The 12,750-nt window shown below is 73.3% G+C and carries 13 protein-coding genes and 1 pseudogene; 6 read left to right on the top strand and 8 right to left on the bottom strand.

From position 1 onward, the window contains the following. Positions 1-8: 8 nt before the first annotated feature. The 5 genes from H1D33_RS27125 to H1D33_RS27105 all read right to left on the bottom strand — a co-directional run bounded on the left by H1D33_RS27125 (position 9) and on the right by H1D33_RS27105 (position 5,500). Entirely contained in the window at positions 9-1,049 is a 1,041-nt protein-coding gene (locus H1D33_RS27125; protein WP_181570492.1) for a coiled-coil domain-containing protein, read from the bottom strand. A 119-nt stretch (positions 1,050-1,168) separates the two neighbouring features. Next, a complete protein-coding gene (locus tag H1D33_RS27120; RefSeq protein ID WP_181570493.1) occupies positions 1,169-1,972 on the bottom strand; it encodes an inositol monophosphatase family protein in 804 nt (267 codons plus the stop codon). Then, positions 1,965-2,417 carry a response regulator gene (locus H1D33_RS27115; RefSeq protein WP_181570494.1) on the bottom strand — a complete coding sequence of 151 codons (453 nt, stop codon included), beginning with the start codon at positions 2,415-2,417 and terminating at the stop codon, positions 1,965-1,967. Before H1D33_RS27115 ends, H1D33_RS27120 begins: the two co-directional genes overlap by 8 nt. Next, positions 2,414-4,141 (bottom strand): sensor histidine kinase, encoded by a 1,728-nt coding sequence (locus H1D33_RS27110; protein WP_181570495.1) that lies wholly within the window; start codon positions 4,139-4,141, stop codon positions 2,414-2,416. The genes H1D33_RS27115 and H1D33_RS27110 overlap by 4 nt, the downstream gene beginning before the upstream one ends. A gap of 120 nt (positions 4,142-4,261) precedes the next feature. Continuing rightward, on the bottom strand, positions 4,262-5,500 hold the full coding sequence (locus H1D33_RS27105; RefSeq protein WP_414685451.1) for a PP2C family protein-serine/threonine phosphatase: 1,239 nt from the start codon (positions 5,498-5,500) through the stop codon (positions 4,262-4,264). A 219-nt stretch (positions 5,501-5,719) separates the two neighbouring features. On the opposite strand from H1D33_RS27105, the gene H1D33_RS27100 reads away from it, so the two are divergent. Continuing rightward, positions 5,720-8,143 carry a M28 family peptidase gene (locus H1D33_RS27100; protein WP_307755264.1) on the top strand — a complete coding sequence of 808 codons (2,424 nt, stop codon included), beginning with the start codon at positions 5,720-5,722 and terminating at the stop codon, positions 8,141-8,143. Here the strand turns inward: H1D33_RS27100 and H1D33_RS27095 are convergent. Then, the gene (locus tag H1D33_RS27095) at positions 8,140-8,976 is read right to left on the bottom strand and encodes an SDR family NAD(P)-dependent oxidoreductase (RefSeq protein WP_181570497.1); all 837 of its coding nucleotides are present in this window, start codon (positions 8,974-8,976) and stop codon (positions 8,140-8,142) included. The two genes, H1D33_RS27100 and H1D33_RS27095, sit on opposite strands and share 4 nt — an antisense overlap. A gap of 107 nt (positions 8,977-9,083) precedes the next feature. Between H1D33_RS27095 and H1D33_RS27090 the strand changes: the two genes are divergently transcribed. From H1D33_RS27090 to H1D33_RS27075, 5 genes and pseudogenes are all read left to right on the top strand, one after another. Continuing rightward, entirely contained in the window at positions 9,084-9,680 is a 597-nt protein-coding gene (locus tag H1D33_RS27090) for a TetR/AcrR family transcriptional regulator (protein WP_181570498.1), read from the top strand. 86 nt (positions 9,681-9,766) lie between these two features. Further along, the gene (locus H1D33_RS27085) at positions 9,767-10,369 is read left to right on the top strand and encodes a dihydrofolate reductase family protein (protein ID WP_181570499.1); all 603 of its coding nucleotides are present in this window, start codon (positions 9,767-9,769) and stop codon (positions 10,367-10,369) included. Between the two features lie 80 nt (positions 10,370-10,449). Further along, positions 10,450-10,836 (top strand): annotated as a pseudogene (locus tag H1D33_RS30230) (SET domain-containing protein); the annotation flags it as partial. A 216-nt stretch (positions 10,837-11,052) separates the two neighbouring features. Beyond that, positions 11,053-11,535, top strand: a complete 483-nt coding sequence (locus H1D33_RS27080) for a GNAT family N-acetyltransferase (RefSeq protein WP_181572562.1) — start codon at positions 11,053-11,055, stop codon at positions 11,533-11,535. Positions 11,536-11,543: 8 nt separating this feature from the next. Beyond that, on the top strand, positions 11,544-11,999 hold the full coding sequence (locus tag H1D33_RS27075) for a hypothetical protein (RefSeq protein WP_181570500.1): 456 nt from the start codon (positions 11,544-11,546) through the stop codon (positions 11,997-11,999). 15 nt (positions 12,000-12,014) lie between these two features. On the opposite strand, the gene H1D33_RS27070 is transcribed toward H1D33_RS27075, so the two are convergent. Together H1D33_RS27070 and H1D33_RS27065 are read right to left on the bottom strand one after the other, a co-directional pair. Beyond that, the gene (locus H1D33_RS27070) at positions 12,015-12,269 is read right to left on the bottom strand and encodes a Smr/MutS family protein (RefSeq protein ID WP_013288724.1); all 255 of its coding nucleotides are present in this window, start codon (positions 12,267-12,269) and stop codon (positions 12,015-12,017) included. Positions 12,270-12,324: 55 nt separating this feature from the next. After that, positions 12,325-12,687, bottom strand: a complete 363-nt coding sequence (locus H1D33_RS27065) for a tetratricopeptide repeat protein (protein ID WP_181570501.1) — start codon at positions 12,685-12,687, stop codon at positions 12,325-12,327. Positions 12,688-12,750 lie beyond the last annotated feature (63 nt).

The raw sequence follows: 12,750 nt of genomic DNA, 5'->3' as shown, positions 1-12,750 counted from the left end.
CGTCCGGGTCAGTACATCGAGATGTGAACATGGTTTGTGTGGTCGGCGGCCGGGCTGCCGCCACCGCTGTACGCCCGCCAGCCGGTGTTCGGCATCCAGATCTGCCGGTACCAGATCACGTACATGATGCCGAGCCGGTTGGCGTTGTTCTTCGCCCAGCTCGCGAGCCGGTCGCCGTACGTCTTGTCGCCGCCGGTGGCGGTCTTGTCCTCGAACCCGCCGCTGGCGGCGGAGAAGTCGCAGGCCCGGCCCTTGGGGTGTTCCCCGCCGCCGCCGCTGCGGTGGCAGGAGGCGTAGCGCGTGAAGCCGGCCGACTTGGCCTGCTGGAGCATGTGCAGGGTGCGCGGCGTGATGCAGCCGCTGGCCGGCGTCGGGTCGTCCACCGAGCAGGACTCCGACGGCCACGAGCCGTCCGAGTTGCGCGGGGCCGGCTTGGCCGACGAGGAGCCGCCGCTGAAGCCGGAACCGGCGCCGGAGCTGACCTTCGCCAGCGCCACCTCGGCGTCCTTCTTCTTCCGGGCCAGCACGGCGACCTGCTTCGCCTGCTCCCGCACCTCGGCGTCGAGGGCCAGCTTCGACTCGGCGGCCTGCGCCTTCGCGGTGGCCAGGTCGCCCAGGCGCTTGCTGTCGCGCTGGGCCATCATGTCCAGCTCGGCCGCCCGGTGCAGGAAGTCGTTCGGCCCGGAGCTGGCCAGCAGCATCGACACCGGGGTCAGCCGGCCCTGCCGGTAGGACTGGACGGCCACCTCGCCGGCCTGCGCGGTCAACCCGACCAGGCGCGCCTCGATGTCCTTGAGCTGGACGGCCAGCTCGGTCTGGCGGCGCTTGGAGTTGTCCAGCTTGTTCCGGGCGTCGATGTGCCCCTTCGCCGCGGCCTCCAGCGCCGCCCGGAGCTGCTTGCTGTCGCCCTCGTCGGGGGCGTTCGGGCTGGGCGCGGCGGCGGCCGGGCCGGCCGCGGCGAGGCCGGCGCCGAGCAGCACGGCGGTCGCGGCGAGCAGCGCCAGCAGTGACCGGCGGACACGCCGGCCGGTGAGCCTGGTCCTGGGCACGTGATGGTCCTTCCGTCAACCGCGGTCACGATACCGGACCTGGCGCGCCGCGCCAGATCCGTGACCGCTGACGACGCCTGTCGTCGACGCAGCGTGTCGCGGGCGTCGCGCAGCGCTGCTCAGCGGGCCAGCAGCGCCGCGTACACGTCGTCCCAGATCTCCGGGCTGGCCGCGACCAGCAGGCCCCGCCCTTCGTCGGCCGGGTGGTAGTCGGTGCCGTCGAAGCGGCGGGCCACCCCGCCGGCCTCCCGGACCAGCAGCGTGCCGGGGGTGTGGTCCCACGGCAGCGTGCGCCAGAACAGCACGAACTGCTGCGCGCCGGTGAGCACGTCCAGGTATTCCCGGCCGGCGCAGTGCTGGCCGGGCAGCAGCTCGCCGATCCGGCGGCCACCGGCCTCGACGTCGCGGCGGACGTCGCCGGGCAGGAACTTCGTCATCGCGGTGCCGCGCAGCGCGTCCGGCGTCGGCCGGTCGGTCCGCACCGGCGCGCCGTCCAGCGTGGCGCCCGCGTCGAGCCGGCCGGCGGCCATCGTGTCGGCCAGCGGGTCGTAGACCCAGGAGGCCACCGGCACGCCGTCGGTGAGCAGCGCCGCCATCAGCGCGAACGGCCGCCTGCCGGCGGCGAAGTTGGCGGTGCCGTCGACCGGGTCGACCAGCCAGACGTCACCGGTGCCGTGCAGGTGCCGCAGCAGGTCCGGGTCCTCGGCGACGGCTTCCTCGCCGACCACCACCGAGCCGGGGCGCAACCGCCGCAGGCCCTCGGAGATCAGCTTCTCGGCCTCCCGGTCGGCGACGGTGACCACCTCGCCGGGTGCCTTCTCGGAGATGTCGGACGGGTCGAGCCGGCGGAACAGCGGCACGACGACGTCGGCCGCGGCCTCCCGCAGCAGCGCGGCGACGTCGTCCAGCAGCGGGTCAGCCACGCGGCGGCAGCTTGACCACGCTGACGAAGAACTCGTCGATCTGGCGGACCACCGAAATGAAGCGCTCGAAGTCCACCGGCTTGGTCACGTAGGCGTTGGCGTGCAACTGGTAGCTGCGCAGGATGTCCTCGTCGGCCTGCGAGGTGGTGAGCACCACGACCGGGATCCGGCGCAGGTGCTCGTCGTTCTTGATCTCCTCCAGCACCTCCCGGCCGTCCCGGCGGGGCAGGTTCAGGTCGAGCAGGATCAGGTCCGGCGTGACCGCGTCCTCGTACGGGCCCTCGCGGCGCAGGTAGGCCAGCGCCTCGGCGCCGTCGGAGACGACCGTGAGGCGGTTGCGGAGCTTGTGCTCCTCGAACGCCTCCTGGGTCATCAGCACGTCGCCGGGGTCGTCCTCGACGAGCAGGACCTCGATCGGGCTCTTGCCGTCCGCCGGCGCGGTCATCCCACCGTCTCCTTCATGCCACCGTTTGTATCCTGTCGGTCCGTCCCCGTGGGCGACTCTTCGCGTGTCGCGCCGTCCGGCTGCTCCGCGACGTCCGCCGGCGCGTCCTCGGCGGGCGTCCCGTCCGGCTCGACCGCCTCCGCGTCCGCCTGCCCGGCGGCCCGGGCGGCCTCGACGTCGGCCTCCAGCGCCGGCAGCGTGAACCGGATCGTGGTGCCCTCATCGGCCTCGGTGTCCACCCAGACCCGGCCGCCGTGGTATTCCACGATCTTCTTCACGATGGCGAGTCCGATGCCGGTGCCCGGGTACGCGTCCTTGGAGTGCAGCCGCTGGAAGATCACGAAGATCTTGTCGGCGAACTCCGGCTCGATGCCGATGCCGTTGTCCCGGCAGCCGATCTCCCACTCGCCGTCGACCAGCCGGGCCGAGACGTGCACCTTCGACGGCACGTCGGGGCGGCGGAACTTCACCGAGTTGCTGACCAGGTTGACCAGCAGGTTGGTCAGCAGCGGCTCCTCGCCGCGGATGGTCGGCATCTCGTCCCAGGTCAGCTCCGCGTCGGCGTACTGCCGGGCCGCCTCGGTCTGCCCGGCGACGTCGCCCATCACCCGGTTCAGGTCGACCTCGGTGAACCCGGTGGTGAGCCGGCCGATCCGGGAGAACGCCAGCAGGTCGTTGATCAGCCGCTGCATCCGCTGCGCGCCGTCCACCGCGAACGCGATGTACTGGTCGGCGCGCTCGTCGAGCTGGCCGGCGTAGCGGCGCTGGAGGAGCTGGCAGAAGCTGGCCACCTTGCGCAGCGGCTCCTGCAGGTCGTGCGAGGCCACGTACGCGAACTGCTCCAGGTCCCGGTTGGAGCGGGTCAGCTCCTCGGCCTGCTTCTGGAGCTGGTCGTTGACCCACTCGATCCGCTCCCGGGCCTGGCGCACCTCGTCCAGCTCCTGGGCGATCTTCTGCCGCATCAGGTCGATGTCGTCGGCGAGCCGGCGGAACTCCGGCGGCCCCGACCCCTCGATGTGGTGCTGGTAGTCACCCGCGGCGACCTCCCGCACCTGGCCGACCAGGCCGGCCAGCGGGCGGATCAGGATCCGGTCCAGCGAGAGCAGCATGACCGCGCCGGCCACCGCCACCACCAGCGCCGCGACGATCAGCAGCACGACCAGCGCGTTGCTCGTCGAGTTGACCCGTTCGGCGGTCTGCTGCCGGACGGTGAGGATCTCGTCCTGGAGCGTGGTGATCGAGGCCCGTATCCCGTCGAACTGCTGGCGGGTCTGGTCGGTGATCAGCGCCTGGCCGGCGGTCGGGCCGCCACGGTCGGTGGCCGCGACCACCGGCTCGGCCACCTGGGCCCGCCACTGGGTGGTCTGCCGCTCGACCGCGTCCAGCTCCCGGCGGACGTCCGGATAGTCGGCGGAGAGGCCACGGATCGAGCCGATCAGCGCCTGCTCACGCCTGACGCCCTCCTGGTAGGGAACCAGGTCGTTGCGGTCGCCGTTCACCGCGTAGCCGCGTACCGCGGTCTCCTGGTCCAGCAGGACGCTCATCAGTTCCTGCGCCTGGACGCGCAGCGGGCCGGTCTTGAGCAGCACCGCGTCGATGTTCTGCCGGTTCTTCGCGGCGACCGCCGCCTCCGCGGCGGCCAGCCCGAGCAGCAGCGCCAGGACCACGCCGAGCAGCGCGGCCACCCGCCGCCGCAGCGTCCACCCCTGCTGGTACGACTTCACGACTGTGCCATCTCCGTTCGCGACTGCGGGGCTCGCAGACCCGGCTCACTCCTCGCGCTCACCGTGCCATCTCCGTTCGCGACTGCGGGGCTCGCAAACCCGGCTCACTCCTCGCGCTCACTAACGCCCCCCGCCCCGGGTCACCAGCAACATCGCCACGTCGTCGGCGAGCGGGCCGCCGTTGATCTGCTCGGCACGGCCGACCAGCCAGGCGGGCAGCTCGGACAGCGGCACCGCGCGGTTGGCCGGTTCGGCGAGCAGACCGGTCAGCCCGGGCACGTCGAGCCGTTCGTCGCCGCCGTCGACCCGACCCTCGATGAGGCCGTCGGTGTACATCAGCAGGGACCAGTCATCGGTGTCGAACTCCAGGTCGAAGGCAACGGGGCGGCGGGGTCGGACGCCGAGCAGCAGCCCACCCTTGGCCGGCACCGGGGCGACCTTACCGCCGCTGAGCAGCAGCGGCGGCGGATGACCGGCGAGCCGTACGGTGGCCCGGGCGGACGCCAGGTCGAGCCGGGCGGTGGCCACCGTCGCGAAGATCTCCTGGAGCCGACGCTCGCTCATCAGCACCTGCTCCAGGGCGGGCAGCACCTCGTCGTCGGGCACCCCGGCCAGCACCAGCGCCCGCCAGGCGACGCGCAGCTCGACGCCGAGCGCCGCCTCGTCCACGCCGTGACCGCACACGTCGCCGACGATCAGGTCGATCCGGTCCGGCCGGGTCTGCACCACGTCGTAGAAGTCGCCGCCGATCAGCGCCGCGTGCCGGCCGGGCCGGTAGAACGTGTGCACCGCCACCTCGTCGGTGGTCATCAGCGGCTGCGGCAGCAGGCCGCGTTCCAGGCGGGCCGACTCGGCCTGGCGCAGCTCCACCTCGCGCAGCCGGCGGGCGTTCTCGTCGGCGCGCTTGCGTTCCACCGCGTAGCGCAGCGCCCGGGTCAGCAGGACGCCGTCGACCTGCCCCTTGACCAGGTAGTCCTGCGCGCCCTCGGCGACCGCCACGATGCCGAGGTGCTCATCGGAGCGGCCGGTCAGCACGCAGACCGCGGCGCCGCTGGCCATCTCCAGCACCCGGCGCAGCCCGTCCAGGCCCTGCGCGTCGGGCAGGCCCAGGTCGAGCAGGACGCAGTCGACGCCCATCACCCGCTGGCGCGCCTCGCTGAGGCTGGTGGCGACCAGCAGGTCGATCATCGAGTTGGTCTCGGCGAGCAGCTCGCCGACCAGGAAGGCGTCGCCCTCGTCGTCCTCGACCAGCAGCACCCGCAGCCGTTCGCCCGGCGGGAGGCCGCCGTGCAGCCCGGCGCCGGCGCGCGGCACGACAGGGGCGCCCGGCGCGGCGGTCCCCCGGTGCGGCCGGGCCACCGCCGCGAGACGCGGGAGTTCGCTGGTGATGGCGGGCTCCTTCCGAGTGCCCTTGCAGATGCTGGCGGGAACAACGGTCGCACACAACACGAAGCCCGCCGTGGGCGCGGGTGGGTGCCCGTCCCCCCGGACAGCGACGCGGCCGACCCACGATGTTACGCGGAACCGCTGCCAGTCCGGCAGCGCACCGACCGGGGAGTGCCGCCGCGCCCGGCCTGGGTGCAGGATGATGCCCACCCCCGTAGATCCACCCCGAGGAGTTCCCGTGGGCGCACCCCCACCCGCCCCGCCGACCGGGCGTTCGCCAAGCCCCGCCGCCGGCTGCTCGCCGCCGTCGCCGCGCCGGTCGCGCTGCTCGCCGTCGGGGCGGGCGTCCTGGTCGGCCTGGCCACCCCGACGCCCCGCCCGGCGGACGCGCCGGCCGGCGAGTTCAGCGCCGCCCGGGCGTACCGGAACGTCGAGGTGGTCGCGGCCCGGCCGCACGTGGCCGGCAGCGCCGCCAACGACCGGGTACGCGAGCACCTGGTCGGCACGTTGCGCGGCCTGGGCCTGGAGACCGAGGTGCAGGACGCGGTCGCGCCCGAGGCCGGGCAGCTCAGCAGCGCGGCCGGCGGGGCGACGCTGGCCCGGGTCCGCAACGTGGTGGCCCGGCTCCCCGGCACCGACCCGACCGGCAGGGTCTTCCTGGTCGCGCACTACGACTCGGTGCAGACCGGGCCGGGCGGCAACGACGACGCCGCCGGCACCGCCGCCATCCTGGAGGTGGCCCGGGCGCTGAGCACCGGCCCGCGCCCCCGCAACGACGTGGTCTTCGTGCTCACCGACGCCGAGGAGGCGTGCCTCTGCGGCGCCGCCGGCTTCGCCGCCGACCACCCGCTCGCCGCCGACGGCGGGGTGGTGCTCAACCTGGAGGCGCGCGGTTCCACCGGGCCGGTGATCATGTTCGAGACGTCGCGGAACAACGCGAAGCTGGTGGACGTGTTCGGCCGGGCCGCGCCGCACCCGGTGGGCACCTCGTTCGCGGTGGAGATCTACCGGGCGCTGCCCAACGACACCGACTTCACCGCGTTCGGGGACCGGAAGTTCGTCGGGCTCAACTCCGCGTACATCGACGGTGGCGCGATCTACCACACCCCGCTGGACGTGCCGGCCCGGATGGACCGGGGCAGCCTCCAGATGCACGGCGACAACGCGCTCGGCCTGGCCCGCGAGTTCGGCCGCACCGACCTGGGCGACCTGCGCTCCGGCCACGACGACACCTACTTCCCGGTGCTCGGCGGGCTGGCCCGCTATCCCGGCTGGCTGACCCTGCCGCTGGCGGTCGCCGCACTGCTCGCCGTGGGCGCGCTGGGCTGGCTGCTGCGCCGCCGGGGCCGGGCCACCGTCGGCACGCTCGCCGCCGGCGCCGGCCTGACCCTGGTGCCGGTCGTCGTGGCCCCGCTGGGCGCGTGGCTGCTCTGGGCCGCGATCACCACGATCCGACCGGGGTACGCCGAACTGCTCGACCCGTACCGTCCGGTCTGGTACCGCCTCGCCGTGGTGGCGCTCGCCGCCACCGTGCTGCTCTGCTGGTACGCGCTGTCCCGCCGCCGGGTCGGCCCGGCCGCGCTGGCGTTCGGCGGCCTGCTCTGGCTGGCCCTGTTCGGCGTGCTGCTCGCGGTGCTGGTGCCCGGCGGCGCGTACCTCACCACCCTGCCGGCGCTGGCCGGCGCGGTCGCCGGTCTCGCGGCGCTGGCCACCCGCCTGGACGGCCCGTGGCCGGTGGTCGCGGTGACGCTGGCCGGCGCGGTGGCCGTGGTGGTGCTGCTGCCCCCGGTGGTGCTGCTCTTCCCGGCGCTCGGCATGGGCATGGGCGCGGTGGCCGCGCTGGTCGCGGTGCTGCTCGGGCTGGCCCTGCTGCCGGTGGTGGACCTGCTGCACCCGCGCGCCGGCGGCCAGCGCGGCCTGCTGGCGCTGCGCGCCCGCCGCCTCGGCGCGCTGCCGGCCGGCGCGGCGTTCGTCGCGACGGTGGTGCTCGCCGGGGTCGGCCTGGCCGTCGACCGCTTCGACGCCGACCACCCCGTGCCCACCCACCTGATGTACGCGCTGGACGCCGGCACGAAGAAGGCCGCCTGGCTCAGCCGCGAGGAGAAGCCGCAGCCCTGGACCGACCGCTACGTCGACCGGACCATCTCGGTGATCGACGACTTCCCCGGACTCGGCGACGACGAACTGCGGGCGGGCCCGGCTGTCGCGGCCCCGTTGCCGGCGCCGAAGGTGGAGACGCTCGACGACAGTCGCAACGGCGGGCAGCGGGTGCTGCGGCTGCGGGTGACGCCGCAGCGGCAGGTGCGACTGCTGACGCTGCACGTCGACACCGGCACCGCCACCGTGCGGGCCGCCTCGGCGGCCGGGCGGAACGTGCCGTTGAAGGCGCGCGACGGCCGGTGGGGCTTCGGCATCGTGTTCCACGCCCCGCCGCCGGAGGGCGTCGAGGTGACGCTGACGCTGGTTCCTCGGGGCGAGACGGTGTCGGTGCGGGCGATGGACGCCAGCGACGGGTTGTCCGGGCTGCCCGGCTTCCGGCCTCGGCCGGCGAACGTGGGCGTGGTCGGCTCACACAGCTCGGAGTTGCTGGCGGTGGCGCAGACGTACTCGCTCTAGCCGGCCGTGCCGGGAGCGGGCGTCGCGTGCTCGGCGGCGCGGCTGACCCGCTCCCAGCCGGCCCAGGTGTCCATCCGCCGGCGGGTGATGTCGAACGCCAGGTCGTACACCATGCTGCCGAGCAGCAGCCGCAGCGGCGGATCGTCGCTGTCGACGAGTCGCAGCAGGGCCTCGGCGGCCAGCCGGGGCTCGCTGTCGACCGAGCCTTCCGCCCACTGTCGCTCCAGCTCGGCGCGGAGTGGCGCGTACGCGTCCATCGGCGTGGTCGCGCTGATGTTGCGGTAGAGGTCGGTCCAGTAGCCGCCCGGCTGCACGATGCTGACCTTGACGCCGAACGCCGCCGCCTCCGCGGCCAGGGCCTCGCTCATGCCCTCCAGGGCGAACTTGCTCGCGCTGTACAGGCCGGTGCTCGGGAAGCCACCGAGCGCGGCGATGCTGGAGATCTGCACGAGGTGGCCGGACCGGTGGGCGCGCAGGTGCGGCAGCACGGCCTGGCTGACCCACAGCGAGCCGAACAGGTTGACCTCGAACTGGGCGCGCGCCTCCGCCTCGGTGAACTCCTCGATCATGCCCATGGACATGGTGCCGGCGTTGTTGACGACGATGTCGAGCCGGCCGACGTGGTCGACGGCGGTGGCCACGGCGGCGAGGACGGCGGCCCGGTCGGTGACGTCGAGGGTCAGGGTCAGCAGCCGGTCGCCGTGCCCGGCGTCGAAGTCGTCACGGGTGACGGTCCGGGCCGCGGCGACGACCCGGTCACCTCGGTCGAGCGCGGCGTCGGCGAACGCGCGGCCCAGGCCGCGGCTGGCGCCGGTGATGAACCAGGTGCGCATGTCGGCGCTCCCTCCAACTGGTGAGACGAGACGGTCCGTCTCGACTCTGCCTCCTCGCGCCTCCTTCGTCAAGACGAGACGGTTCGTCTCGCTGATAGGATGCTCCCATGACGCCGCCGAACACGGCCCGCCGGCGCGAGACCTCCCGCCGCGCCATCCTCACCGCCGCCTTCGACCTGCTCCAGGAGGTCGACTACGCGAAGGTCAGCATCGAGGGCATCGCGAGCCGTGCCGGCGTCGGCAAACAGACCATCTACCGCTGGTGGCCGTCCAAGGGCGCGGTCGTCTTCGACGCGTTCCTCATGCTCAGCGAGAGCCCCGAGGGCGGGCCGGTGCGCCTGCCGGACACCGGCGACCTGACCGCCGACCTGACCGAGGTGCTCCGCGCCACGGTGGCCGAGCTGACCGACCCCCGGTACGAGCCACCGATGCGCGCGCTGGCCACCGAGATCGCCCACGACGCCGAGCTGGCAGCCGCGTACGCCGAGCGGTTGGACGGCCCGCTGCGGGAGGCGAAACGCGAGCGCCTGCGCCGCGCCCAGCGGGCCGGCCAACTCGCCGACGACCTCGACCTCGACGTCGCGGTGGACCTGATCTGGGGACCGGTGTTCCAACGATGGCTCCACCGCGCCGGACCGCTCACGACGGACTGGACGGACCGCCTGGTCACCACCGCGCTCGACGGGCTCCGACCCCGCCGCTGAACTTTTTCCGGCCGGGATGTCGAGGAACGACCGGTCGGCTTCTACCCCCGGGTGAAGGCTGGTTCGGACAACCCGAGGAGCACACGATGAGCAAGGTGACCACCGGCGCGACCATGTCCCTCGACGGCTACGTCGCCGACCCGTCGCACGGCGGGTTCGAGCACCTCTTCCAGTGGTACGACAACGGCGACGTGGCGGTGCCGACGGCGAACCCGGACATGACGTTCCGAACGTCGGCGGCCAGCGCCGAACACATCCGCGCGCTGGTCGGGCGCACCGGGGCGCTGGTCGTCGGCCGCACGCTGTTCGACCTGACCAACGGCTGGGGCGGCCGGCACCCGATGGACAAGCCGGTGGTCGTGGTGACCCACCGGGTGCCGGACGGCTGGGACGCCGAGGGCGAGTCGTTCGTGTTCGTCACCGACGGCATCGAGCGGGCCATCGAACGCGCCCACGCCCTCGCCGGCGGCAAGGAGGTCGGGGTGAACGGCGGGACGATCGCGCGGCAGGTGCTGGAGGCCGGGCTGCTGGACGAGGTGCACGTGGACCTGGTGCCGGTGCTGCTCGGCGACGGGATCCCGTTCTTCTCCGGCCTCGGGATCGCGCCGGTGCAGTTGGAGGGGCCGTTCCGGGTGGTCGAGGGGGTCGGCGTCACCCACCTGGCCTACCGGGTGCCCCGCTCCGCCTGATCCGCTCTCGCCGATGCCCCGGCCCCCGACCATCGGAGAAGGCCGGGGCGATCCGCGATTCGGCCACGACGAGGACCGACATGCCCTGCCTTGTGCGCCCGGCCCGCCCGGGCGAAGGTGGACGAATGTGGCACACGCCCGAAGCCGAGTGCTGGCTCCACCCCGACGTCGAGGTCCGCCCGTCCGCGATCTCGGGTGACGGCCTGTTCACCCGCGCTCCCCTGCCGGCCGGCACGGCGGTGTCACGGCTCGGCGGCCGGCTCGTCACCGATGCGGAGCTGCGCGACCTGCTCGCCCGACCGGACCGCCCCTACGTCGACACCATCACCGTGGCAGACGATCTGCACCTCGTCCTGCCGCCCGGACGCGCCAACGGCAAGGGCAACCACGGCTGCGACCCGAACCTGTGGTGGGCCGCCCCGTTCACCCTGGTCACCCGCCGGGACGTGGCGGCCGGCGATGAGCTGACGAACGACTACGCCACCAGCACCGGCACCGCCGACTTCGCGATGACGTGCGGATGCGGCTCGGCGCGCTGCCGCCGCGTCGTCACCGGTGACGACTGGCGACTGCCGGACCTCCAGCGCCGCTACGGGGACCACTGGGTCCCCGCCCTCCTGACCCGGATCAGGACCGGAGATACCCGCTCGCCCGGCCCCTGCCCGCTCGCTACGCTGCGCCGCATGCGGCTGGAGAAGGTCACCCCCGACAACTACGAGGCGGCACTCGCCCTGTCGGTACGCCCCGACCAGGACGATCTGGTGGCGCCGGTGGTCAAGTCGCTGGCCGAGGCGTACGTGTTCCCGGAGCACGCCTGGCCCCGGCTCGTCTACGACGGGGACCGGCTGGTCGGCTTCCTCATGGCGTTCTTCGACATCGCCTGGAACGACGACCCGGACGACGTGCGCGCCGGCCTCTGGCGGCTGAACATCGCCGCCGACACCCAGGGCCGGGGCTACGGCCGGTACGCCGTCGAGGCCGTGTGCGAGGAGATCCGCTCCCGGGGCGGCGACCGGGCGTACGTCACCTGGGAGCCCCGCCCCGGCGGCCCGGAGGAGTTCTACCTGAAGCTGGGCTTCCGGCCGACCGGCGAGCAGAGCGGCGGCCAGACCGTCGCCGTCCGGGACCTGCAGACCGGTCCCCGGTGTCGGCCCGGGCTGGCATGATCCGCGCCGTGGGCATCCTCTGTGACTACTTCTCCGCCCCCACCGACGAGGCGGCGGCCACGGCCGCCGACGTCCCGGGTGGGCCGCGCGCCGCGTCCGATCCCGGTTTCGAGGTCGTCGAGCTGAAGGGCATCGAACCCGTCGTGCAGCTCGGCACGCTGGAGGCGATCCTGACCGGCGTCGACTACGACGTCGTGACGCGGAACCCCAGGCAGGGCCACGCCGTGGCGGTCCGGCACGACGGCGAGGTGCTGGTCATCTCGCTGACCGACGAGCTGCGCGGGGCGTTGGCCGACGCCGAAGAGGGTCGCCTTCGCGAGGTGGCGGTGTCGTGGTCGGAGACCGAGGAGTTCCGAGGGCTGGCCGAGCCGGCGATCCTGGCCGAGGCCCTGGTCGAGCTGGCAGGTCTGGCCCGTCGCGCCACGGCCCGAGACGAACGCCTCTACTGCTGGGTCTGCGTCTAGCCCGACGAGCGGGCGCTACTTCCAGCGGAAGTGCACGAACAGGCGGCCGAAGTTCTTCGAGTCCTTCTCGACCCGGTGGTAGAGCTGCTTGACGTCCTTCTGGTCGAGGAAGCGCAGCACCTTCTTCTTGAGCGCGCCGGAGCCCTTACCCGGGATGATCTCCACGAGGGTGGCCTTCTTCGCCACCGCCTCGTCCATGATCCCGCGCAACGCGCGGTCGATGTCGTGGCCCTTGTTGTAGATGTCGTGGAGGTCGAGCTTGAGCTTCACGCGTCCATCCTAGGTATGTCGAGGGGCAGCCCACCCGGGCTGCCCCTCGTCAGAACTAACGACCGACTCGCCCCTCGACCCGGCGAAGGGCCGTGGCGTAGTCGGTGTTCGTGGAGTGCATGGCCGCCGCGATGCGCAGGTGTCGCAGCGCGTCCGCCGGCCGGTTCATCCGCTCCAGCGTGCGACCGAGCACGTGGTGCGCGTAGTGGTCGCTCGGGTCCCGGTCGACCAGCTCACGCAGGTGCTCCTCGGCCCGGTTGAGCTGGGCCGACTGGAAGTAGGCGCGGGCCAGCAACTGCCGCACCGAGGAGTTGTCGGGCTCCGCCTCGATGATCGGCTCGAGCAGCCGGGCCGCCCCGGTCGGATCCCCCGAGTCGAAGAACATGGTCGCCCGCCGGTACTCCGCCAGAAGGTCCACTCGACCCACCTCCTCGTGTCGCGTCAGCCCTTTGTCCGACGCTGGCACAACACCGGAGGAACC

It is taken from the genome of Micromonospora ferruginea (genome assembly GCF_013694245.2).
GTDB classification, from domain to species: domain Bacteria; phylum Actinomycetota; class Actinomycetes; order Mycobacteriales; family Micromonosporaceae; genus Micromonospora; species Micromonospora robiginosa.
The sequence above is the reverse complement of the archived record's forward strand: the minus strand, read 5'-3'. Positions and strand labels throughout refer to the sequence as shown.

Excerpts from the sequence above, each read along its gene's own strand:
- H1D33_RS27115 (WP_181570494.1), bottom strand. The coding sequence starts at position 2,417 with ATGACCGCGCCGGCGGACGGCAAGAGCCCGATCGAGGTCCTGCTCGTC.
- H1D33_RS27095 (WP_181570497.1), bottom strand. The coding sequence starts at position 8,976 with ATGCGCACCTGGTTCATCACCGGCGCCAGCCGCGGCCTGGGCCGCGCG.
- H1D33_RS27090 (WP_181570498.1), top strand. The coding sequence starts at position 9,084 with ATGACGCCGCCGAACACGGCCCGCCGGCGCGAGACCTCCCGCCGCGCC.
- H1D33_RS27085 (WP_181570499.1), top strand. The coding sequence starts at position 9,767 with ATGAGCAAGGTGACCACCGGCGCGACCATGTCCCTCGACGGCTACGTC.
- H1D33_RS27080 (WP_181572562.1), top strand. The coding sequence starts at position 11,053 with ATGCGGCTGGAGAAGGTCACCCCCGACAACTACGAGGCGGCACTCGCC.